Below are 22564 nucleotides of genomic sequence, written 5' to 3'. Positions count from 1 at the left end.
GTTCTCGGCGTCACGCGTGTCGAGCGTGGCCGCAAAACAAAATGCTTTTTAGCTCAGATAGTTGAGAAGCGAGACCTGCCGCAGTTGGCTGATCACCTGGGCCGAGGCCTGGATGGCGACCTGCGACAGCTGGAGGTCGGTGATCGCCGCCGCCATGTCTGCGTCGGTTCGGCCCGCCACCAGCTGGTCCAGCGCAGCCTTCTGGGCCTCGTGACCGGCGGTGATGTTGTCGACCTGTTTGGACAGGGATCCCGTCGTGGCCATCTTGTCCACCACGGCCGTCGCGGCCTGTTCCAGCCGCGCCAGTTGCGTCACCAGGAAGGCCTTCTGCGGAGCCGTTAGCCGCCCATCCAGCGGGCCGGACCCCGGAGTCGTATGAAAACTCTGGATGTCCCGAAGAATGCTCAGAACGTCCGTGCCCAGTTCGTCGGCGAGGAAGCCCGTCTCCAGCGTCGTGCCTTCGGCGACGCGGCTGGCGGTTTTCAGCGTGTCATTGCTGAATAGCGAGGCCACGCTGGGCGCAGCCACAAGGTCAGCAAGGTTGGTCGCGGCGACCGGCATGGTTGAAGTCGAAGCCCCGGCGAACAGATAGCCGCCCTGGTGCCGCATGTTCAGTCCGCCGCGCGCGGCCTGGAAATAACCTTCGAGATCCAGCATCAGGGACCCGCCGGAATCGGTGGCGATGGCTCCGGCCAGCGCCTGGCGCGACCCGGCAGTGGCGTCGTTGATCTGGCCAAGGGCCAGGTCCTGGGTGGTCAGGCGCGCGTTCACTGCCGCGCTGGTGTCGATGAATCCCTGAATCCGGCTTTGAGCGCCCTTCATGGCGGTCAGGGTTTCCGACTGCCGGCCGAAACCGGTCAGATCGGTGGCGTTCTTCTGGGTCGAGACCCGCTCCTGCGCGTCAGCCGCCCGGGTCTGGGCCTTCATCAGGTCCAGCAGGGCCGATTGATAGTTTCCGAAGGTGGCGACGCGGGTCATCAGACCATCCCCATCAGCGTATCGTACATGTCCTTGGCCGCCTGAATCAGCCGGGCCGAGGCGTTGAAGGCCTGCTGATAGGTCGTCATCAGCACCAGTTCCTCATCCAGATTGACGCCCTCGTGGGCGGTCTGGCGGGCTCCGGCTTCGGTGTAGAGGGCGTTCGCGGTCTCCATACGGTTCTTGGCCGCCGCCGCCTTGCCGCCGATCTCGCCCGACAGCTCCGCGGCGTAGCGGGAGACCGAGATCGATCCGCCGGAAGATCCGCCGGCAGCCTGAAAATTCGCCGCGCGCTCACCCGCGTCGGCGAGGGCGAGCGCCCCTCGACCGTCACCGGTGCTCAGGGCCGCCGTTCCGACAGCGGCCGACAGATTCAACTGCGCCAGCGCCAGCCTGGACGGGCTCTGCCGAATATCCGTACGCAGTGCGAAGCCGTCGGCCCGCGAGGCGCGCACCCCGCCACCGATGCCGAGCAGCTCGGTCACCGAAACGCCGGACGGCGCCTGGGTCGTGCGGTCCTCCAACACGGTCATCATCGACGCCGGATTGCCGTAGCCGGCGAAAGACAACGAACCGTCGGCGGCAAGCGAGAAGGTTCCGAAGCGACCGATCCCCGTCGCAGGATCGTTCAGGGCGGTGACCAGGTCTCCGACCGTATCTCCCGCGGGCACGGCGACCTGCAGGTCGCGCAGCCGCGATCCTGACTCGCCGGTGAACCGGAACGTCAGGGTTTCCCCGGCGGTGAAGCCATGCGGTGAAGCGGCTGTCAGGCCGTTGTCGTAGAAGGCTGGGCGATCCGTCGAGACAAGGTCGTTGAGGCCGAAATAGTGTGAAAAGCTTCGGCCTGCCTTGGCGGAAGGACTGGCGGCGGCATCCGCGACTGCCACGCCGTTGGCGCCGGTTGCCGCAACAGTGAGCCTGCCATCGGTGAAACTGGCCGTCGCCGCCCCGCCCAGCTGGGCATTCAGGACGCTCAGGAAGTTCGCCGGCGTCGCCGCGGCGCCGTTCACCGTCATCGTCGCGCCCGAGAAGACGATGTCCGCCCGGACCTGGATCACGCCGGCTGCGTTGGTCACAGCAATGGTGGTCTGTCCCGAGAAGCCGGCGATCGCGCTCTCGAACGACTGCCCCACATTGCGACCGGTCAGGCGGGTAGGCGCCGGCACGGCGGAGTTGGCATTGTGGGCGCGGTTCAATTCATCGGCGACATGGGCGACCAGTTCGGCCAGCCGTTCCGCCGCGGCCGGCGCTTCAACGTCCCGCAATTCGACCAGACCCTTGATCTCGCCTGAGATGATGCTGTCGAGCAGGGACCGCTTCTGCCCACCCGGCTCGGTGACCCAGATTTCGTTGAAGGCGGTTTCGCCGGTGATCGTCCCGGCGCGATTGTAGCCAAGCGTCGCGGCGCCCTGGCCGGCCAGCAGAGTGCCCGAGCCGGTCCGGATCGATACCCCGCCGACAGGCCGCGTAGCGACCCGGATATCCACCAGTTCAGCCAGTTGACCGATCAGGGCCGACTGGGCCGTCTCAGCACCGGAAGCGTCGCTATCCACCGCCGTGGCGCGCGCGATCTCGAGGTTCAGACCTTCGATCTGTTCAAGCAGGCTGTTGGCTCGTTCGACGGCGCTCTGGATTCGGCTGTCCGCGTCTTCGCGAGTCGCTTGAATCTGGGACGAGATCCGGCCGGCCTCATCGAACAGCGCCTGGGTCCGAAACAGGGCGTCCTGACGACGAGGCGAAGACGTCGGATCCTCTGCACTGGCCGCGAAGGCGGAGAAGACGGCGTCCACCTGCGAGAAAAAGCCGGCGTCGCCGCCCGGGTCTCCGAATAGCGACTGGATACGGTCGTACATTTCATGGCGTACGCCCATGCGCGCCGACTCGGCCCCCGCATTCAGGCTCGCTGCCTGCAGGAACCGGTCGGTGGCGAGGCGAATGCGTGACACCTCGACGCCGGACCCGACGCCCTGACTGGCCAGGCTCCGCTGTTCAGCGATCTTGCGCACATAGCCGGGCGTGTTGACGTTAGAGACGTTGTCCGAAACGACGCGTAGCTGGGTCTGAGCGGTTTGGAGACCCGAACTCGCGGTGTTCATGATGGCGCTCAGGGACATCCGAAGGCCTCCAAAGTCGCGGCGCCCGGCAAGCCCTGCCAGCCAATGCGCGTTTTTTGCCCGGCGTCGCGCAAAGGCGGGCCGTACAAGCTACTGAAATTACGCGCTCTTGCGTTTCGCGCCTGGGTCATGAGCGGCAAGGGGCGCAAACGCCGGGCCATTCGCGCGTCGGGCTGAAGCGGACCCACCGGTCCAGGGCTGGCGCCGGGCAAGAATCGTCTTCACGCGGCAAGTTTCGACTGAGCCCCGCCGGCGTCTCATCGAACTTCCAGTGAGATTTTCTATGACCATTCAGCATCTTGCGAGTCGTCGTCCGGTTGGCCCGCGACTTGCGCCACGGATTGCGAATGTCCGGCGCAGCAAGCGCCCTCGTCCCCCGCGCTTCGGCGACCCGTCCTCCCGGAACTCATGTCCGCCCTGACCCTGCTGTCCGTCATCGCGCCGGTCGTCCCCATCGCCCCGCAAGGGCCGTCGGGCGAGGCCGTGTCCGGATTCCGGGACCTGCTGGCGGCCCTGTCCGGAGAGGACCCAGCAGCGCCCGTTGCAAAGAACCCGGCCGAACCGCGGACGCTTGACGAAGCGGAGGTCGAGGCGGAGGTCGGGGCTTCGGTCGTCGCGGGCTTCCTGGCGGCGCCGCTCGTTCTTCCGGTTGCGGAGGAAGCGAGCTCCACGACCGGCGCCGAATCTGGTGGAGATCAGCCAGACGAGGCCGGGGCGGACGCCGTCCTCCTCCGACTTGCTCCGGTCGGCGCGGCCACCGATCCGGACGGGACGCAGGCCACGACCCCGCTGACTTTAGACAAGGTCCCGACCCCCAAGACCAATGGCCCCGAGGTTCAGCCCCGCGAGCAAACCACGACGCCGCCGCTCACGGTCGAGGGCCTGACCACCGGCCCGCCCGGGCCTGAGGTTCTGCCTCCGCTGCCCGCGGGCCGCCCGCTCACGGGGGAAACGTCGGACACCGCGTTGACCCTCGCCGAAACCGCCGCTGCGACGGAAGCCGTCGAGGCCCACGTCCGGACCGGCGCAACGCCGGCGCCTTCATCCTCGCCTCCGGCGGCTACGCCCCCGCCGCTGCGCCCTCTGGCGGAACGCAGTTCCCGGTCGCCGGGACCGCCCGACGCCGGGACCGGTGACGGAACACGATCGGTCGATCCGGTCCGACCGGTTCGCGCGAGTGCGAACGCCACCCCGGCCGTCGCCGCCAATCCGGCGGCTGGCCCGGCAGACCTGGCCGCAGCCGCAGCCGCCGCGGCCCGCGACGTCGCCAATGGCGACGAGACTGAAAGGACGCCCTCCGAATCGTCGGCTCCGGTCGAAAGCGCGCCCGGCCAGTCCCAGACCCAGGCCGCCGTCGGCCCCCGCGAAACCGGCGTGTCCCAGTTGTCGCGCGCCACGATCGAGGCGACAGCCCAGATCGCCGCCCAGATCCTGCGCCGGCTGGAGGGCCGTTCCACCCGATTTGAAATGGCCCTGACGCCGGACGAGCTCGGTCGCGTGGACGTCAAGCTGGATATCGACTCCGAAGGTCGGCTGAATGCCCGCCTCGCCTTCGACAACCCTCTCGCCGCGACCGATTTCAGAGGCCGCGCCGACGAGCTGCGCCGCCAGCTCGAGGAGGCCGGCTTCCATCTTGCCGAGGACGCCTTCGAATTCGCCGAGCGGGACAGCGGCTCGAGCGCTTTCGACCGCGGGCAGGATGCGCGGAACGGTTCGTCCCGCGCCTTCGCCGCCACCTCTCGTCTGAATGCGGAAATCGATGTCGCCCAGCCTCGCCGCTGGATGGCGCTCACCCTCTCGCCCTCGGGCGTGGATATGAAGGTCTGATCGATGGTCGAAGCCGTCTCAAGCGCCGCCAGCAACGCCACGGGCCGGATCGCTGCGGGCACCGGCATGCTGGCCTCGAATTTCGAGACCTTCCTGACCCTGCTGACCTCGCAGCTGAAGAACCAGGACCCGTTGTCGCCGGTCGATTCCAACCAGTTCACGGCCCAGCTGACCCAGATGGCCGGCGTCGAACAGCAACTGCTGACCAACGACCTGCTGAAGGGCCTGCTCGCGGCACAGGGGGGCGGCGGTCTGGCCGGCGCCGCCACCTATATCGGCAAGGAGGCCACCGCCGCCTGGTCCGCGACCAAATTCACCGAAGGCGAGGCGACCTGGAGCTATGAACTGGCGTCGAACGCGGCCTCGGCCACGCTGCAGGTGCTGGATGGCTCAGGCAATGTCGTCTGGTCAGGCGAGGCGCCGGACCGGACCACGGGAGTCCACGACTTCACCTGGGACGGCGAGGCCACCAGTGGCAATGACGGCCAGGACGGTCAGGTGTATTCGCTGCGGGTCGTGGCCAAAGACGCCGCCGGCGGCGCCCTCGACAGCCAGGTGCTGACGCGTGGACGGATCACCGGCGTCGAGATGTACGACGGGGTGCCGTATCTGACCGTCGGCAACTCCATCCTGCCACTCTCCACCGTGATCGCGCTGGAAGAGTCCCGAACCGCCCCGCCGTCGCCCCCCGCCAATGACGATGAGGGCGAGGCGGGCCTGCTGGCTTCCCTCGCCGACTCATTCAACCCCTTGAAACTGTTCTCGTAAGGAGCTTAGCGCCATGAGTATCAACAGCGCACTTCTGGCCGGCGTGTCCGGCCTGACCGCCAACGCCGCCGCCCTCGCGGCGATCTCGCAGAACATCGCGAACGTAAACACCGTCGGCTACAAGCGCAGCGCCGGCGAGTTCTCGACGGTGATCAACAGCCAGTCGCAGGGCGCGGGCTATTCCGCCGGTGGCGTCCTCGCCACCGCCCGGCATTTCACCAGCCAGAACGGCCAACTGCAGCGCACCACCTCGAACACGGACCTCGGCATCGCAGGCCAAGGCTTCTTCGTCGTCACCGAGCGCCCCGAGAACGTTCAGGTCACCGACACCCGCCTGTTCACCCGCGCCGGCGCCTTCACCGTCGATAATCTGGGCTACCTGAAAAACACCGCCGGCCTCTACCTGCAGGGCTGGCCCGTTGACGCCGAGGGCAATATCGCTACCGACCCGTCGGACCTGAACCGGCTCCGTACCATCAACGTCGGGTCGGTCGGCGGCACGGCGGAGCCCACCACCCGCATCCAGCTGAACGCCAACATCAAGTCCAGCCAGTTGGTCTCGGCCGAGGCGACTGACGCGGCCGCGACGCCGCCCGGGGCCAACGCCTATGACCCCGCGACCAACTCCATGGCCATGTGGAACGTCGATACCGGCGCGGGGGTGAAGCCGGACTTCGAGCTGACCATCCCCGTCTCGGATTCCAAGGGCGGCCAGCGCACCGTGGCCCTCGCCTTCCTGAAGAGCACCGTGCCCAACCAGTGGTACGCCGAGATTCGCGCCATCCCCGCTTCGGACGTGGTCACCGGAGCCGGCCTGACGAATGGCCAGCTCCGAAGCGGCCTTGTGGCCTTCACCCAGGACGGCCGTCTCGATGTCGCCGCCATGGCGGCGCTTGGCACAGCCGCGCTGTTCCAGGATCCGTCTACGGCGTCGCTGACGTTCGGCTCATCAGACGCAGCCGCCCCGGCCGCCGGCGCTTTCAACTGGGCGCCTGGATTGGGGATCGACAACCAGTCCCTCGCCTTTGACCTGACGGCCGCGACGGGCGGCCTGACCCAGTACGACAGCGCCTCGGTGGTGCAGGCCGTCCTGACCAACGGCACGGCCTTCGGCAACCTGTCCGAGGTCAAGATCGATGACACCGGCTTTGTCACCGCCATCTTCGACAACGGCGTGACGCGACAGATCGCCCAGATCGCCTTGGCCACCTTCCCCAGCCCCGACAGCCTGACCCAGACGTCCGGCAACGCCTACCGGGTCAGCCAGGGCTCGGGCACCTTCAACCTGAAGGCGGCCGGCACCGGCGGCGCCGGCCTCATCGGCTCGTCCCAGCTGGAAGCCTCGACCGTCGACCTGTCCGCGGAGTTCACTGGGCTGATCACCACCCAGCGCGCCTATTCCGCCTCGTCCAAGATCATCACCACCGCAGACGAAATGCTTGCCGAACTGATCAGCATCAAACGCTGATACTCGAGTAACAAGGCGTAAATCTCGATGAATCCCTTGTTGAATATTGAGACCGTGGACGGAGGGCATTTTAGCCTTTCCTTCACCACGACGCTTAAACGGCCCTTAGCCGCCGACCGCTACGGTCAAGTCATAGTGGTGGTGGTCAATGAGGCATAAGCCCATGTTGCAAGAGCGACGCCTGAACAATCGAGGCGAACAATACGTGGTCGGGCCGACGGGCACTCCCCTGACGCTACACGACCTCCCGCCGGCCAATACGGACCGCTGGGTGATCCGCCGCAAGGCGGAGGTCGTGGCCGCGGTTCGCGGCGGGCTGATCAGCCTGGAAGACGCGCTCGCGCGCTATCGCCTGACGGCCGAGGAGTTCCTGGCCTGGCAGAAGGCGATCGACAAATGGGGCATGCAGGGCCTGCGCACAACGCGCATCCAGCACTACGGCCGCCCTTAAAGCGACTGCTCCGACGAGATTACGGCCGCTCCCGGCGACGGGGGCGGCCGTTGTCGTTTCGGACCGGCCTCGAATTCGCGCCGCTTTCGCACTACATGGCGCCCCATGACCCTCGCCGAGGACATCTGCCCGGTCCCGAATATCGCGCGCCCTGACATGGACGCGGCGGTCCAGGCTGCGCGCGCAGCGGTCGGCCTGCCGGTCGGATCGCGTGTGGTCGCGGCCATGTCGGGCGGTGTGGACTCCACCGTTGTCGCGGCCCTGCTGCACAAGGCGGGCTTTGACGTCGTCGGGGTGACGCTGCAACTCTACGACCACGGCGCGGCGCTGAAGAAGAAGGGCGCCTGCTGCGCCGGTCAGGACATTCACGACGCCCGGCTGGCGGCCGAGATGCTGGGCATCCCCCACTATGTCCTCGACTATGAAAGCCGGTTCCGCGACGCCGTCATCGACCAGTTCGCCGACTCCTATCTCGCCGGCCAGACGCCCGTGCCGTGCATCCGCTGCAACCAGACAGTCAAATTCCGCGACCTGCTGGATGTCGCCCGCGATCTCGGGGCCGAGGCCATGGCTACAGGCCACTATGTGCGGCGCTCGGTCGTCGGCGACCGCGCCCAGATGCGCAAGGCCATCGATCATTCGCGCGATCAATCCTATTTCCTGTTCGCCACCACGGCGCAGCAGCTGGACTATCTGCGCTTCCCGCTGGCCGATCTGGAGAAGCCCCAGGTGCGCGGCGTCGCCGCCGAACTGGGCCTGCGCATCGCCGCCAAGCCGGACAGCCAGGACATCTGTTTCGTGCCCAATGGCGACTACCGCACCCTGATCGACAAACTGCGGCCGCAGGGACGCGAAGCGGGCGAGATCGTGCACATGGACGGCCGGGTTCTGGGCGGCCACGCGGGCATCACCGACTACACCATCGGCCAGCGCCGCGGCCTGAACGTCGCTGTGGGCGAGCCGCTGTTCGTGACCCGTCTGGATCCGGTGAAGCGCCACGTCATCGTCGGGCCGCGCGAAGCCCTGCTGACCGCATCGCTGACGCTGGACGAGACCAACTGGCTGGGCGATGAACCGTCCATTGGGGCGGCGGCGGAAGGCGGTGCGCCGGTTCTGGCTCGCGTCCGCTCGACCCGGCCGCCCTCGCCGGCGCGTCTCTCGCTGATCGACGGAGCCGTGACCGTGACTTTCGCCTCCGGCGAGGAAGGCGTGGCTCCGGGGCAGGCCTGCGCCCTCTACGATCCGGCCGATCCCGATCGCCTGCTGGGCGGCGGTTTCATCAAGACCACCGCCGCCATTGCCTGAGGGGCCTAGCGATGCGCTGGCTTCGCGCGCGGGCCTGCCCGCCGAATTCCTCTACCTGCGCGAGGGCTTCCGCGTGACCGCTGGAACGAAGCCGGCCTGAACCCGATCGCCCGCCACTGGCTGGGCATGCACGCCGGCTTCCGGGCGCAGCAGGCGGGAATGGCCGATCTCGTCGCCCGGTGGCGGGGAGGAGCCATGGCGACGCGCACCCTGCATGGCGCGCTGATCCCGGCCTTGCAGCAGTTCCTGCAGCGTCTCGACACCCAACATCGCATCGAGAGCGGCCACTATTTCCCGGCCATGCAGCACATCGAGCCGCGAATCGGGGCCGGCGTCGCCCTGCTCGACCGGGATCATGACGACATCCACGCCCATATCGAGGCCTTGATCGGAACCGGCCGCGGCTTCCACCAGGCCGTGACGGCGGGCGCTATCGACGCGGATGATCGCCTGCGCCGGCTGGCGGAGACGCTGGATCTGGCCCGACCTGATCTGGCGCGGCATCTGGACGATGAGGAGGACATCGTCATCCCCCTGATCGCCCTGCACGGCGATCCGCTGGCCGACTCAATCCAAGCTGAGCATTAAATCCGCGACAGGTCGCATCTGAAGTGGTCGGATGCCGCCTCATCCATGGTCATCACCCAGCAAGGATCCGCCATGCGCCCGACCGTCTGTCTCGTCTCCGTCCTCGCTCTCATGGCCGCCGCCCCGGCCGTCATGGCCCAGACGGCCTCCCCTGAAACCGCCTCCGCCAGCGCCGCAGACCTCCGCACCTACACCGCCGCTGAATTCTACCAGACCCGCAACTACGGCCTGTCCAGCCCGGCGGGCCTCGGCTTCTCGGCCGACGGCCAGTCGATCCTGATCAGCAGCGACGAGACCGGCGTGTTCAACGCCTGGGCCCTGCCCGTCGCCGGCGGTGCCCCCGTCCCGCTAAGCGTCTCCACCACGGTGGCGACGCGCGGCCTCAGCTACTTCCCCAACGATGACCGTGTCCTGCTGTCCGCCGACAGCGGCGGCGGCGGCAGCGAACTGGACCATGTCTATGTCCGGAAACTGGACGGGACGGTTCGCGATCTGACCCCGGGCGAGGCCGTCAAGGCCGACCTGCTGGGCTGGAACGCCGCCCGGGATACGTTCTTCGTCACCTCCAACCTCCGCGATCCGGAGGTCTTTGATCTCTACGCCTATGATCCGGTCACCTATGAGAGCCGGCTGGTGTTCCAGAACCCGGGCATGTTGATCGCCGACGTCTCGCCCGACGGCCGTTGGCTGGCCATCGACAAGCCCAACACGAGCGCCGACAGCGATGTCTATGTCGTCGACCTTCAATCCGGCGGCGAGCCGCGTTTGGTCACGGCTCATGAGGGCGCGGTCGCCCACGGCACCTACGCCTTCAGCCCCGACAGCCGCCAACTGATCTACGGCACGGACGAGCACGGCGAGTTTAACGAGGCCTGGACCTACGACCTGACGACCGGCGAGAAGGCTCCCCTGATCCAGGCCGACTGGGATGTCCAATTCGTCAGCTACTCGCCATCGGGCCGCTACCGCATCTCGGCGCTGAACGCCGACGCCTCCACCGAACTGACGCTTCTGGACACCACGACGGGCCGGCCGGCGCGGCTGACGGGCCTGCCTGACGGCGACATCGGCCAGGTGCGCTTCAACGCCGACGAAACCCGCATCGCCTTCACGGTTTCGTCCGACACCTCGCCCAATGACGTCTGGACCGCCGACCTCGCGACCGGTCAGGCGCGGCGGCTGGTGACTGCCCTCAACCCGGTCATCAACGAGGCCGACCTGGTCGAGTCCAGCGTCGTCCGCTACGCCGCCTCGGACGGAACCATCATCCCCGGCGTCCTGTATCGCCCGCGGGGCGCCTCGGCGGCGCATCCCGCCCCGGCGATCGTGATGGTCCACGGCGGCCCGGGCGGCCAGAGCACCCGCGGCTATTCGCCGATGATCCAGCACCTGGTGAACCATGGATACGCGGTGCTGGCGGCCAACAACCGCGGCTCGTCCGGCTACGGCAAGACCTTCTTCCACATGGACGACCGCGCCCACGGCGAGGCCGACCTGCAGGACATCGTCGACGCGGGAAGCTGGCTGCGCGCGCAGGACTGGATCGCAGACGACCAGGTCGCGGTGATGGGCGGTTCCTACGGCGGCTACATGACCGCTGCGGCCCTGGCCTTCCATCCGGACGCCTTCGAGGCCGGGATCAACATCTTCGGCGTCACCAACTGGGTGCGGACGCTGGAGTCAATCCCGGCCTGGTGGGGACCCCAGCGCGATGCCCTGTTCGACGAGATGGGCGATCCGGCGATCGACGGCGAGCGCCACCGCCGCATCTCGCCCCTGTTTCATGCCGCCAACATCCGGCGTCCGATGCTGGTGGTGCAGGGCGCCAACGACCCGCGCGTGCTGCAGGTCGAGAGCGACGAACTGGTCGCGGCGGTCCGGGCCAACGACATACCGGTGGAATATGTTCTCTTCCCCGACGAGGGCCACGGCTTCCAGCGCCGCGACAACCGCATCACCGCGCAGGAGGCCTATCTGAAATTCCTCGACCAGCACGTGCGCGACTGACTGCCTGAAACGGACGCCGCCAGGGCTCAAGCCCCGGTCGGCGTCCTCATCGGCATCAGCTTTCTCCGCTGGCGCACCAGCGCCAGCGGGCGACCGTCGGGGGCCCAGGCGACGCCGTCCTCGACCGCCCAGCCGCCGCCGACGTCGCGGCTGGTGAAGTGGAAATAGGCCCAGCCGTCGGGCGCCGTCTCCGGTGTGATCGCGGTCAGCAGATCGACCCTCAGGTCGACGCTGGCGGAGATGATCGGCGGCGCCGGGAAGGCCGTGAAATAGGTCGGGTACAGGCCGTCCAAAAGGAACAGCAGCCGCGTCTCGTCCAGCGGCGCCGCGTCGATAGTGCGCATCCAGCAGCCGAGGTCGGGCGTCTTGCCGGCGTTCTCACCGAACAGTTTGGACCCGGCCACGAAGCGGTGCTCGATGTGACGGGCGAACCAGGGGCCGAAGCTGGTGTCCAGCGGCGTCGGTTCCAGTTCATTCACCGGTCGGGGCGAGGCGGTCAGCGGCGTCAGCACCGGCCCGTCCACATCCCGGCCATAGGTGCCCAGCGCCTGAATCGCAGTCCGGTCGCCCTGCCCGCCGATGACCGAGGCATAGGCGAGGTTGCGGCCGCCGCGGGTCATCGTCGGGGTGAAAACCACGTCCTCGAACCGGGCCGCCGCGAGATACTGGATAGTCAGGGACTGAAGCGGCGCCTCGATACCCAGCCTCTGGCGCATGGCCCCGGCGGCGAGGGCGGCCATCAAGCCGCCGAAAGGCGCACCGCGTTCCTGGGGCGCCGACTGGGGCGCGTTCGAGAAGCCGCCGTCCAACCGCGCGGTCAGGCCGCCGGCGCCGTCGTCGGTCAAGGCGAGGGCTTCGGCCAGGGTCTGTTGAGTCATGGGCTGTTGCCATCGCGGACAAAGGGCGGGCGGAAGCGGGGAGGCTTCCGCCCGAAGTCGAGGGATCAAGAACGCCGCGAGGCGTCCGTAGCCAAACGAGACTGACCTAGTCCGTTCAGATTGGCAACCCTCTTGCCAAAAGGCTGACGTGAGGTCACTTTCACCCCCATGGGACGCACCGCAGACTATTCTCGACAGAGCTGTTCGATCGCCGCGACGCTCGAAGTCATCGGCGATCCGTGGACCCTGCTGGTCATCCGCGACGCCTTCAACGGCGTCAGTCGGTTCGAACAGTGGCAGGAGCGGCTGGGCGTCGCCCGCAATGTGCTGGCCGCCCGGCTCAAGAGCCTGGTCCAGCACGGCGTGCTGGAGCCGCAGCTCTATTCCGAACGGCCGCCTCGTAACGAATACGTCCTGACGGCCAAGGGCAAGGACCTGTACGGCGTGCTGGTCACCCTGCACGGCTGGGGCGCCAAACACGTCTATGGCGACGCGGATTCCGGCGTCTCCATGATCCACAAGACCTGCGGCCACGACCTGGCGCCGCGCATCGCCTGCGGCCACTGCAATGAGATCGTCAAACCGCGGGACATCCTGCTGACCCGGGCCGAAAACCGTCCGACCGTCGGCGAAATGATGCCCCGCGAACGGACGGACGTAGAGGCCGCCTGAGCCTCTTGCCTTTCCGTGCGTAGCGGCCCATCCAGCCGCGCAATTCCTCCTCCCAAGGGTAGTTTTCCATGTCAGATCCCGTCGTCATCGTCTCCTTCGCCCGCACCCCCATGGGCGGCTTCCAGGGCGCCCTGTCCGGCGTCAAGGCGACCGAGCTCGGGGCGACGGCCGTCAAGGCGGCGGTCGAGCGCGCGGGTGTCGATCCGGCGAAGGTAGAGCAGATCTATATGGGCTGCGTCCTGCCCGCCGGCCTGGGCCAGGCGCCCGCCCGCCAGGCCGCCATCGGCGCCGGCCTCGGCCAGCATGTCGAGGCGACGACGGTCAACAAGATGTGCGGCTCGGGCCTGCAGGCCGTGATGATGGCCTCGGACAGTCTCGCCGCCGGCAGCGCCGACATCATCGTGGCGGGCGGCATGGAGTCGATGTCCGGCGCCCCCTATCTGATGACCAAACACCGCGGCGGCGCCCGCATCGGCCACGATGTCATCGTCGACAGCATGTATAAGGACGGTCTGGAAGACGCCTATACCCCCGGCAAGCTGATGGGCGCGTTCGCCGAGGACTCGGCCCGGACCTATCAGTTCACCCGCGAGGCGCAGGACGAATATGCGCTGGAGAGCCTGAGCCGCGCCCGCGACGCCATCGCCTCGGGCGCCTTCAAGGCCGAGATCACCCCGGTCGAAGTGACGTCACGCAAGGGTGTCGAGACCGTCACCGAGGACGAACAACCCGGCAAGGCCATGCCTGAGAAGATCCCGCACCTGAAGCCTGCTTTCTCCAAGGACGGCACCATCACCGCCGCCAATGCCAGCTCAATCTCGGACGGCGCCGCGGCCCTGGTGATGACGCGCGAGAGCGTGGCCAAGGCGATGGGCCTTCCGATCGTCGCCCGCATAGTCAGCCACGCCGCCCACGCCCATGAGCCCGGCCTGTTCACCACCGCCCCGGTTCCGGCCATGCAGAAGGCGTTGAAGAAGGCCGGCTGGTCGGTCGAGGACGTCGATCTGTGGGAGATCAACGAGGCCTTCGCCGTGGTCGCCATGATCGCCATGCGCGACATGGGCATCGACCGGGCCAGGCTGAACGTCAACGGCGGCGCCACGGCCCTGGGCCACCCCATCGGCGCCTCGGGCGCGCGGGTGCTGACGACCCTGCTGGCGGCGCTGCAGGCGCGCGGCGGGACGAAGGGCGTGGCCAGCCTGTGCATCGGCGGCGGCGAGGCCGTGGCCGTGGCGGTGGAGCTGGTCTGACCCGGGGCCGCCGCCGTCTCCTCCCCGTCGCAGATGGTGAGGGGGACCATGCGAAGCATGGTGGAGGGGTGGAGGAGGGACGCATCGCGTCCCGACGACGGGAGGAACGCACAGCATCCCGACGACGGCCTGATCGTACTATCCCCCACCCGCTATCGTCATTCCGGCGAAGGCCGGAACCCAGCGGCGCCGAAGGCGATCTGTTCAGGCAGGGTGCCCGCGACAGCTTCGCGCTCGCGCGCGCCGCTGGGTTCCGGGCCTCGCTACGCTCGCCCGGAAAGACGATAGCGGGGAATGTCGCTGTACTGACCATCCGCCGATTGTCAGCCTATTGCGCACCGCCAACCCTTTGACTTCGCTCGACTTCAAAGGGAAAGTGGGAAGGGAAGTGGGGACATCGCCTTGTCATCCCCGACGAAGCGAAGCGGAGATCGGGGACGCGTGAAGGCGTGGGGGTCGCGCCCCCGGAAGCGTCAGCTATCCGGGGGACTGGTGGGCGCCAGGCTGTCTGTCCTGACCTGTCGCCCGGATAGCCGCTGACGCAGCTTCCGGGCGGAATGGAGGGGCGCCTTTTCCCGTCCCCGATCTCCGCTTCGCTGCGTCGGGGATGACAAGGGGGTCGGTCGGCGAACACCGGCTCGAGCCGCGCCGCGACATGGGCCCACACCCCGCCCCCGGCGACCGCGAACGCCCCGGCCGCCAGTTGCAGGCAGGCGAGATAGTCGCCTTCGTCGAAAACGTCGGCTGCCTGCGATTGCCGCGCCGGGTGACAGGATGCGGCGTGCCGGGGAGGACCACTCTCGCTTGCCTGGCCGCGGAACGCATGCTCCACAATGGACGAGGCGGAAGTTTCGCTCTCTTTTTGCTCCGACATCAACGGCGATACGGACGAAATGTGTGCGTGCCCCCGCTTCCGGATGGCTCCCGGTGGGCTCCCTGCCGGGTCTCCCGGTAGTTGCTTGACCCCGATCGGCTATGAAATCAGCGCCTCGGCATTCAAAAAGTGTTGATACCGCAATCACGGACCGCTAACCGGTGATTGAAACTCCTCGGGGGAAAACGCAATGGCGAGATATATCGATCAAGTAATCGCGGGCGATGAAAAAGTCCTCTTTGATGCCAAAGTTCACTGGGCCATCTATATTTGGCCCATTTTTTGGACAGTAGTAACTTTCGGGTTCGCTTTACCAATCACAGCCATTTGGTTTATATTTGCGCTAATGTATCAACTAAATTCCGACTTTGCCGTTACCAACAAGCGACTTAGTAGCCAAATTTGGCTTTATTACCCGAACCACGATTGAGCAGCGTTTAGGAAAAATAGACAACATTATTGTCAATCAAGGTGTTCTGGGGCGCATACTGAACTACGGTAGAGTTATTGTGCGCGGCACCGGTGTCTCATCTTCACCATTTGGCCCTATCAGCCAGCCCCTAGATTTTAAGCGAGCCATTGAGGCGGCTATTGAAGCCACTGAAAGCAAGGCCGTTAGCTGAACTGTCTATGAACCGTGTGGTTAGAAACCAACGAAGCCGATCGAGGCGGAAGGAGCGCGGCCGCACAGACTAAGCCGCCTCCACCCACGGCTCCCACGTAACTACCCACGCCATTTTGGGGCGTAAAATAGGCGCTGATGACAGCGAGGATGGTCTGGAGCCTGTTGGCAAACCGGGCCCACCCACCCCTTTCCGCCGCCCGTAGAGGCCCGACCTCCGCCGCCGCCATGACGCTATGCTGACAATCCGCCGATTGTCAGCATATTCCGCGCGGCCAACTCTTTGATTTCGTGTCACTTCGAAAAAATACAGCGTCACCAGCCATCATGGCTGGGACCGCCCCCATAATTCGCTCCATCCCGGCGGTGGGGAGGGCGTCGGATCCAGCGCCTCGATGTCGGCGGGCTGTGGTCGAGCGATGAAGCCCGGGGGAAGGATACTCCGGGGGTCCTCGTGGAGGTCGATGGATGGCCTCTGCTTGCTCGCCGCGCGCCTGGGGACGGAACCGCTACTGACACACGATCAGAACGTTCCGCCGTCCGTCCTGCCCGCAAGGGCGCGCCGGACCGCCGGTAAGGCCCGAAGCAAGGGCCGCCAGCCGGCGGGCGCGTGGAAAACGACTGCGCGGGGCGGCGCCGTCCCTTCCCGACCGTGACTTCACGGGCGGATCAGAAGGGCGGCCAAGGTCGGCTTCGTCGAAACGGTAAAACTATCCAAACACCGGGCGAGGCCCGGCCGCCCCGCGCCCTCCCCGACCTTTCCGGCAGTCCTGCCGGAGGGCGATGACGCACGTCCGGTCGGACCATTACCAATTCGTAAGGCGGCCTCGCCTTGCGCCCCTGCCCTCGACCACTAAGGTCCGGCCGGGCTTTCAGGTAACGGACGGTGTTTCGAATGCGGATCGGTATGTTGCTGGCGTCGGTCGCCGGCGTGTCCCTCATGGCCACGGCCGCCCTGGCCCAGCAGAGCGTCGGCCCGGTCGACCAGTCGCGGGGCACGTTCGAAGACAAGTTCCGCCAGTTCGAGGGCGAGGACTGGCCGACGCCGACCGACTATCGCAACGCCTCGGGGGCGCCCGGCCACCGCTACTGGCAGCAGCAGGTCGACTATGACATCGATGTCAGTCTGAATGAGGCTGACCGCACCCTGACGGGCCGCGAGGCCGTGACCTACACCAACCATTCACCCGACGCCCTCGGCTATCTGTGGCTGCTGCTGGACCAACAGAACTATCGCCGCGGCTCCCTGGCCGAGCGCAGCCGGACCTACACGGCCTCGGACACCGTAAGCGTCAATGAGGTGCTGCGCGTTCAACGGATGCGGGACTGGGAAGGCGGTTTCAACGACCTGACGGTGACCGGTCCCGACGGCCGGGACCTGCCCTTCACCATCGTCGATTCCATGATGCGGATCGAACTGCCGCGCCCGCTCGCGACCGGTGAAAGCTTCGCCTTCACCATCGACTTCAGCCTGCCCCTGCCCGAGACCAATGTCGTCGGCGGGCGCAGCGGCTATGAGTGTTTCACCAAACCTGGGGAAGATGGAAGTTGCCTGTTTCTGGCCGCCCAGTGGTTCCCCCGCCTGGCGGTCTATTCCGACTATGAGGGCTGGCATAACGCCCAGTTCCTGGGCTCCGGGGAGTTCACCCTCGAGTTCGGCGACTATGACGTCTCCATCACCGCGCCCGCCGACCACACCGTCGCGGCGACCGGCGAACTGCAGAACACCGACATCCTCAGCGCCGACCAAAGGGCCCGGCTGGCCCAGGCCCGCACCGCCGACGCCCCGGTCTATATCGTCACCCCGGCCGAGGCCGCCGCCGCCGAGGCCCGCCCGGCCCGCTCCGGCACGCGCACCTGGAATTTCAGCGCCGACAACGTCCGCGACTTCGGTTGGGCCTCAAGCCGGAAATTCATCTGGGACGCCATGGGCGTCGACCAGGAGAGCGCCGAACATCCCGTGGTCATGGCCATGTCCTTCTATCCGAAGGAGGCCCGGCCACTGTGGGACGCCTATTCGACCCGGGCGATCGCCCACACCATCGACGTCTACAACCAGTTCGCCTTCACCTACCCCTATCCGACCGCCCAGTCGGTCAACGGCCCGGTCGGCGGGATGGAATATCCGATGATCACCTTCAACGGGCCGCGCCCGGTGCGGGGCGACGACGGCCGCCTGACCTATACCGAGCGCGCCAAGAACGGCCTGATCGGCGTGGTCATCCACGAGGTCGGCCACACCTATTTCCCGATGATCGTCAACTCCGACGAGCGTCAGTGGACCTGGATGGACGAGGGGCTGAACAGCTTCCTGCAGTTCCAGGCCGAGAAGCTCTGGGACGCGGACTTCCCGGCGCGCGGCGAGCCCTCCAGCATCGTCGAATATATGGTCAGCCAGGACCAGGTGCCGGTCATGACCCAGTCCGACAGCCTGCTCCAGTTCGGCAACAACGCCTACGCCAAGCCGGCCACCGCCCTGGTGATCCTGCGCGAGACCGTGCTCGGCCGCGAGCTGTTCGACCGCGCCTTCCGCGAATATTCGCAGCGCTGGGCCTTCAAGCGGCCGACGCCCTATGACTTCTTCCGCACCATGGAGGAGAGCTCGGGCGTCGACCTCGACTGGTTCTGGCGCGGCTGGTTCTATTCGACCGACCACGTCGACATCTCGCTGGAGGGCGTGACCGCCGCGACGCTGGAATCCGCCGATCCCGAGGCCCGCAACCGCGCCGCCCGCGAGCGATTCGAGCAGGAGCCGGTCTCGCGCACGGTCGAGAACAACCGCGGCATCGAGACGGTGGTCGAGCGCGACCCGGCCACCCGGGACTTCTACAACCAGACCGACCGTTTCACGACCACGGCCCAACAGCGCCGTGACGCCGAAAGCGCCGCTCGCCGCGCCGACGCCGACCGCCGCGCGGCGCAAGGGTTCGACGACAACATCTACCGCTTCACCTTCAAGAATGTCGGCGGGCTGGTGATGCCGGTGATCCTCAAGCTGACGTACAGCGACGGCTCGGACGAGACGATCCGCATCCCCGCCGAGATCTGGCGCCGCAACAGCCAGCAGGTGATCTGGCAGCATGTTTCGTCGAAAACCCTGGTCTCGGCCGAGGTCGACCCCTTGCGGGAAACCGCCGACGCCAACCTGGCCAACAATCTGTTCCCCCGCCGGATCGACGAGCGGACCGTGCGCCTGTCGCCCGCGCCGTCCCCCGGTGAAAACCGGATGCGCGACTCGGACGTCGAGGTCAGTCCCGACTCGACCGCGACCCGGGTTCGCCGTCCGGCGGCGGCCCAGTGATGAAACGGGCCCTGCTCGCCGCCATCCTGATCGCCGGCCTCGCCACGCCGGTGCTGGCCCATCGCGGCCATTCGGGGCTGACGGTGATCGAGATCGACCCGGCCTCGGGCGCGGTCAGCGTCATCCACCGCTTCGCCGCCCATGACGTGGAGCCCGCCCTGGTCTCCATCGCCCCGGAGGCCCAGCCCAGCCTGGACGACCCTCGCGCCGTCGCCGATCTGGAGACCCACCTCGGCCAGCGGTTCCGGCTCGCAGTCGACGGCGTCGCCGTGCCGGTGACCCACGCCGGCACCGACCTGGCGGGCGACAATATCCGCATCGCCTTTGCGGGCGAGACGCGCGATCACAGCATCGGCGCGGTGACCATCGACCTCGACTTCTTCCCCGGCGTCCACGACGACCAGGAACAACAGGTCAATGTGCGGATCAGCGGCGTCACCCGCACCGTGGTCTTCCGGCCCGGATCGTCTGCCCAGACGTTGGAGTTCGCGGCAGCCGGATCCTGACCGCCCCGGCCAAAAGCTGCGGCGACTGCGGCCTGTGCTGCAAGCTGATGGGCGTGACCGCGCTGGCCAAGCCTGCGGGCAAATGGTGCCGGCATTTCAGCAAGACGGCGGGCTGCGCCGTCTGTGATGACCGGCCCGGCGACTGCCGCGTGTTCAACTGCCCTTGGCTGCTGACCGAGGCTCTCGACGACAGCTGGAAACCGACCATCGCCGGCTTCGTCCTGCACAGCGAACAGGGCGGCGCGCGGCTGGTGGTTGAATGCGACGCGGCCCGGCCCCACGACTGGCGGCGCGACCCTGGCAGGCGACCCTGCGCCCTTGGGCCGCCGCGCCCGGCCCGGAGGTGCTCGTCTTCGCCGGATCGCGCGGCATGCGGCTGGGCGAGCCGGACACGCCGTTGCGCCGGGCCTGACGACCGCCTAGCGGACGTCCACCGACTGCGCGATCCGTTCGGCCATGTCGCGATCGGCGCCGTCCAGACTCATGGTCCAGACATGGATTTCGCGCGGCGACGTCGGGCGCTGGAACAGGTGCTCCACGGCGTGGCGCATCCCCTCCTCGGTCGAGAGGATTGAGGCGCGCCCCGCCGCCTCGACCATCTGGCCGCTGTAGATCGGGAACTGCGACGCCGGACCGGCATAGACCATCACGAACGATTGGGCGCCACGGCGGATCGTATAGATGCGGAAGTCAGGACCCGGGCGGCCGCTGACGATTTCGAAGCCCGGCGGCAGGTCGGCGGTAAAGGGCAGGGCCGCGCGCGCCGCGCTGTCCAGCACCGTGACGCTCGGAGGGGCGGGAACCGGGACCGGGGTGACGACCGGCGGCTCTGCGGCAGCTGCCGGCGCCGGGGTGGGGGTCGCAAGGACGGGCGGCGCCATGGCGGGGCGCGCGGCGACGGACGGCGCGGGCGTGGTGACGGCCGCAGGGCTGGGCCGGGGCCCGGGTTCGATTGGAACCGGCGTCGCGATCAAGGGCGCGGCCGGTTGGGCCGACGGAACGTGCGTCGGGACGATCGTGGAGGTGGTCGCCGGCGCCGGGGGCGGCGCGAGATAGACGGCAGGGGCCGGGGGACCGCTGTTCAGGTCGCGGGTCAGGCTGCTGACGGGCGCGACTGGAGGCGTCTGGGCCGGCGGGATTTGCGCGTGCGCGGCTCCGGCGAGCAGCAGGACGGCGGCGGGGACAATGATTTTCATGGAGGCGACAATCCCCCTTCACCCCGCCGACGGCAAGGTCTTGATCAGGCGGCGGGCAGTTCAACCCAGAAGGTGGCGCCCTCGCCGGGCGCCGAGGTCACGCCGATGGAGCCGCCCTGCAGTTCGACCAGCCGCTTGGCCAGGGCCAGGCCGATGCCGTGACCTTCAACCGTCGAGCGTTCCAGGCCCAGCCGGTTGAAGGGTTCGAAAAGCTGGGTCTGTTTCTCGACCGACAAACCGGCGCCGCGGTCGATGACCTCGATGCGGACTCCGTCATGGATCTTGCAGGCGCGGAAAATGATCACGCCGCCGGCCCCGCCGTATTTGACGGCGTTGGAGGCCAGGTTGGCGATCACCTGGGTCAGCCGCTGCGAGTCGGCCAGAGCGACCAGGCCGTCGCCTTCGCTGACCAGCTCCAGTCTAATGCCCTGGGCGTCGGGCCGCAGGGCCGTCGTCCGACGCACGTCCTCAAGCACGCCGGGCACATCCGTCGGTCGAAGCTCGACCTTGATCGCGCCGGATTCGGCGCGGGCCACGTCCAGCAGATCATGAGCCAGGGCCTCGACCTGACGGGCGGTCTTGACCAGCATGTCAGCCATCTCGGCCTGGGTTGCCGAAACCGGCCCCAGCTGACCGGCCTTCCACAGCTCCCCGATGCCGATCACGCCGCCTACGGGGCTCTTGATCTCATGCGCGACGTTGGCGAGCAGGCGCGACTTGGCCTCGGACGCCCTTTCAGCGCGAATCTGACCCAGGCGGGCGCGGTCGGCGAAACGGTCGCGCTCCTCCAGCAAGGCCGCAACCAGCATGATTGGCATATAGCCGAACAGCACGAGCAACTGAGCCATCATGGCGCGGTCGGCGCCCTCGAATGCCACGGAATACGGACCTAACCCCCGCATGCTGCCGCCGACCGCCACGATGGAGATGATGACCAGCGCAGCCGTGACTCCCAGCATACGCAGCCGCACCGCGATCAGCAGCAGCAAGGGCATGTTGACGAAGCCGATCGGCATCTGCTGTTGGAAGAACACTGTGTAGGAAATGACCGCCAGCCCTCCCAGCAGGACCGCCGCCTCAATCGCGCGGGCCGGAGCGCGAAAGCGCGCCATTTCCCGCTTTGTCAGGGCCAGACCGAAGCTGGACAGTACGGCGATGCTGAGCGCATGGCCAAACCACCACGTCCGGGCCGAGTCGAGGAAATCGGCGCCAGTCATCCACCAGAGCATGCCAGAGGCGAAGACGGCCGCGGGGATGGGAGCGATGACGGCAGCCGCGAGCAGAAACCGACAGGCGCCCTGCACGGAAGCGAGGTTCAGGGTCGGGGCGAACCGCCGCGCCAGCCGGACAGCGAGATAGATTTCCAGCATGTTGGCGACGGTGAACATCACCGTCAGCTCGGTCGAATTGCCGACGAGCAACTCGCCGGCCGCGATCCCGGCCGCGATTAAACCACCGAATGACAGGTCATAGAGCGGTCCCCGCGAGGTTCGAAGCCAGACGGCGACCGCGACTCCAGCCGCACCCCACAAGGCCGCCACCACGCCGGCCGACCGCGCAAAGGTCAGCGACAGAACGACCAGCACCAGGACGGCCATGGCCGTGAAAACGGGGGCCATCGGCTGGCCGACGCCCGCCCGGCGCCCGCCTGCGCCGACACGCGCCTTGGCCGGGACATCAGCGCCGACAGCGGCCTCTGGCGGGTCGAGCGCGCGGCTCATGCTCATCTTGGGGTCCGAACGGGGGGATGTCAGCGATT

General features: G+C 67.4%; 18 protein-coding genes. 13 read left to right on the top strand and 5 right to left on the bottom strand.

Going from position 1 to position 22564, the window contains the following annotated elements; genetic code table 11:
• Positions 1 to 48: 48 nt before the first annotated feature.
• Both Q8K49_RS13155 and flgK read right to left on the bottom strand, forming a co-directional pair.
• Positions 49 to 978, bottom strand: coding sequence for a flagellin (locus tag Q8K49_RS13155; RefSeq protein WP_305306538.1), 930 nt, complete (start codon positions 976 to 978; stop codon positions 49 to 51).
• Positions 978 to 3092, bottom strand: a complete 2115-nt coding sequence (gene flgK / locus Q8K49_RS13150; protein ID WP_305306537.1) for a flagellar hook-associated protein FlgK — start codon at positions 3090 to 3092, stop codon at positions 978 to 980. The genes Q8K49_RS13155 and flgK overlap by 1 nt, the downstream gene beginning before the upstream one ends.
• A gap of 408 nt (positions 3093 to 3500) precedes the next feature.
• On the opposite strand from flgK, the gene Q8K49_RS13145 reads away from it, so the two are divergent.
• From Q8K49_RS13145 to Q8K49_RS13115, 7 genes are all read left to right on the top strand, one after another.
• The gene (locus Q8K49_RS13145) at positions 3501 to 4919 is read left to right on the top strand and encodes a flagellar hook-length control protein FliK (RefSeq protein ID WP_305306536.1); all 1419 of its coding nucleotides are present in this window, start codon (positions 3501 to 3503) and stop codon (positions 4917 to 4919) included.
• Between the two features lie 3 nt (positions 4920 to 4922).
• The gene (locus Q8K49_RS13140) at positions 4923 to 5687 is read left to right on the top strand and encodes a flagellar hook assembly protein FlgD (protein ID WP_305306535.1); all 765 of its coding nucleotides are present in this window, start codon (positions 4923 to 4925) and stop codon (positions 5685 to 5687) included.
• Positions 5688 to 5700: 13 nt separating this feature from the next.
• Positions 5701 to 7155, top strand: a complete 1455-nt coding sequence (gene flgE, locus Q8K49_RS13135; RefSeq protein WP_305306534.1) for a flagellar hook protein FlgE — start codon at positions 5701 to 5703, stop codon at positions 7153 to 7155.
• 163 nt (positions 7156 to 7318) lie between these two features.
• Positions 7319 to 7606, top strand: coding sequence for a DUF1153 domain-containing protein (locus Q8K49_RS13130; protein WP_284222292.1), 288 nt, complete (start codon positions 7319 to 7321; stop codon positions 7604 to 7606).
• A gap of 105 nt (positions 7607 to 7711) precedes the next feature.
• Positions 7712 to 8911 (top strand): tRNA 2-thiouridine(34) synthase MnmA, encoded by a 1200-nt coding sequence (gene mnmA, locus Q8K49_RS13125; protein ID WP_305306533.1) that lies wholly within the window; start codon positions 7712 to 7714, stop codon positions 8909 to 8911.
• Between the two features lie 126 nt (positions 8912 to 9037).
• Complete coding sequence (locus Q8K49_RS13120) at positions 9038 to 9499, top strand: hemerythrin domain-containing protein (RefSeq protein WP_370867781.1); 462 nt, start codon at positions 9038 to 9040, stop codon at positions 9497 to 9499.
• A gap of 72 nt (positions 9500 to 9571) precedes the next feature.
• Complete coding sequence (locus Q8K49_RS13115) at positions 9572 to 11506, top strand: S9 family peptidase (RefSeq protein WP_305306532.1); 1935 nt, start codon at positions 9572 to 9574, stop codon at positions 11504 to 11506.
• 26 nt (positions 11507 to 11532) lie between these two features.
• Here the strand turns inward: Q8K49_RS13115 and Q8K49_RS13110 are convergent, their stop codons facing one another.
• A complete protein-coding gene (locus tag Q8K49_RS13110; protein WP_305306531.1) occupies positions 11533 to 12384 on the bottom strand; it encodes a thioesterase family protein in 852 nt (283 codons plus the stop codon).
• Between the two features lie 168 nt (positions 12385 to 12552).
• On the opposite strand from Q8K49_RS13110, the gene Q8K49_RS13105 reads away from it, so the two are divergent.
• From Q8K49_RS13105 to Q8K49_RS13080, 6 genes are all read left to right on the top strand, one after another.
• Complete coding sequence (locus tag Q8K49_RS13105; protein ID WP_305306530.1) at positions 12553 to 13056, top strand: helix-turn-helix domain-containing protein; 504 nt, start codon at positions 12553 to 12555, stop codon at positions 13054 to 13056.
• A gap of 68 nt (positions 13057 to 13124) precedes the next feature.
• The gene (locus Q8K49_RS13100) at positions 13125 to 14306 is read left to right on the top strand and encodes a thiolase family protein (RefSeq protein ID WP_305306529.1); all 1182 of its coding nucleotides are present in this window, start codon (positions 13125 to 13127) and stop codon (positions 14304 to 14306) included.
• Positions 14307 to 15548: 1242 nt separating this feature from the next.
• Entirely contained in the window at positions 15549 to 15803 is a 255-nt protein-coding gene (locus Q8K49_RS13095) for a PH domain-containing protein (RefSeq protein WP_305306528.1), read from the top strand.
• Between the two features lie 894 nt (positions 15804 to 16697).
• Positions 16698 to 19103 (top strand): M1 family metallopeptidase, encoded by a 2406-nt coding sequence (locus tag Q8K49_RS13090; protein ID WP_305306527.1) that lies wholly within the window; start codon positions 16698 to 16700, stop codon positions 19101 to 19103.
• The gene (locus Q8K49_RS13085) at positions 19103 to 19609 is read left to right on the top strand and encodes a DUF6702 family protein (RefSeq protein WP_305306526.1); all 507 of its coding nucleotides are present in this window, start codon (positions 19103 to 19105) and stop codon (positions 19607 to 19609) included. Before Q8K49_RS13090 ends, Q8K49_RS13085 begins: the two co-directional genes overlap by 1 nt.
• Positions 19610 to 19868: 259 nt before the next feature.
• A complete protein-coding gene (locus Q8K49_RS13080; RefSeq protein WP_305306525.1) occupies positions 19869 to 20021 on the top strand; it encodes a hypothetical protein in 153 nt (50 codons plus the stop codon).
• Positions 20022 to 20028: 7 nt separating this feature from the next.
• Here the strand turns inward: Q8K49_RS13080 and Q8K49_RS13075 are convergent, their stop codons facing one another.
• Both Q8K49_RS13075 and Q8K49_RS13070 read right to left on the bottom strand, forming a co-directional pair.
• Positions 20029 to 20805 (bottom strand): hypothetical protein, encoded by a 777-nt coding sequence (locus Q8K49_RS13075; protein WP_305306524.1) that lies wholly within the window; start codon positions 20803 to 20805, stop codon positions 20029 to 20031.
• A 44-nt stretch (positions 20806 to 20849) separates the two neighbouring features.
• Positions 20850 to 22532 (bottom strand): sensor histidine kinase, encoded by a 1683-nt coding sequence (locus Q8K49_RS13070; protein ID WP_305306523.1) that lies wholly within the window; start codon positions 22530 to 22532, stop codon positions 20850 to 20852.
• Positions 22533 to 22564: the final 32 nt, after the last annotated feature.

This window comes from Brevundimonas sp., assembly GCF_030682035.1.
In the GTDB taxonomy this organism is placed as follows: domain Bacteria; phylum Pseudomonadota; class Alphaproteobacteria; order Caulobacterales; family Caulobacteraceae; genus Brevundimonas.
The sequence above is the reverse complement of the archived record's forward strand: the minus strand, read 5'-3'. Positions and strand labels throughout refer to the sequence as shown.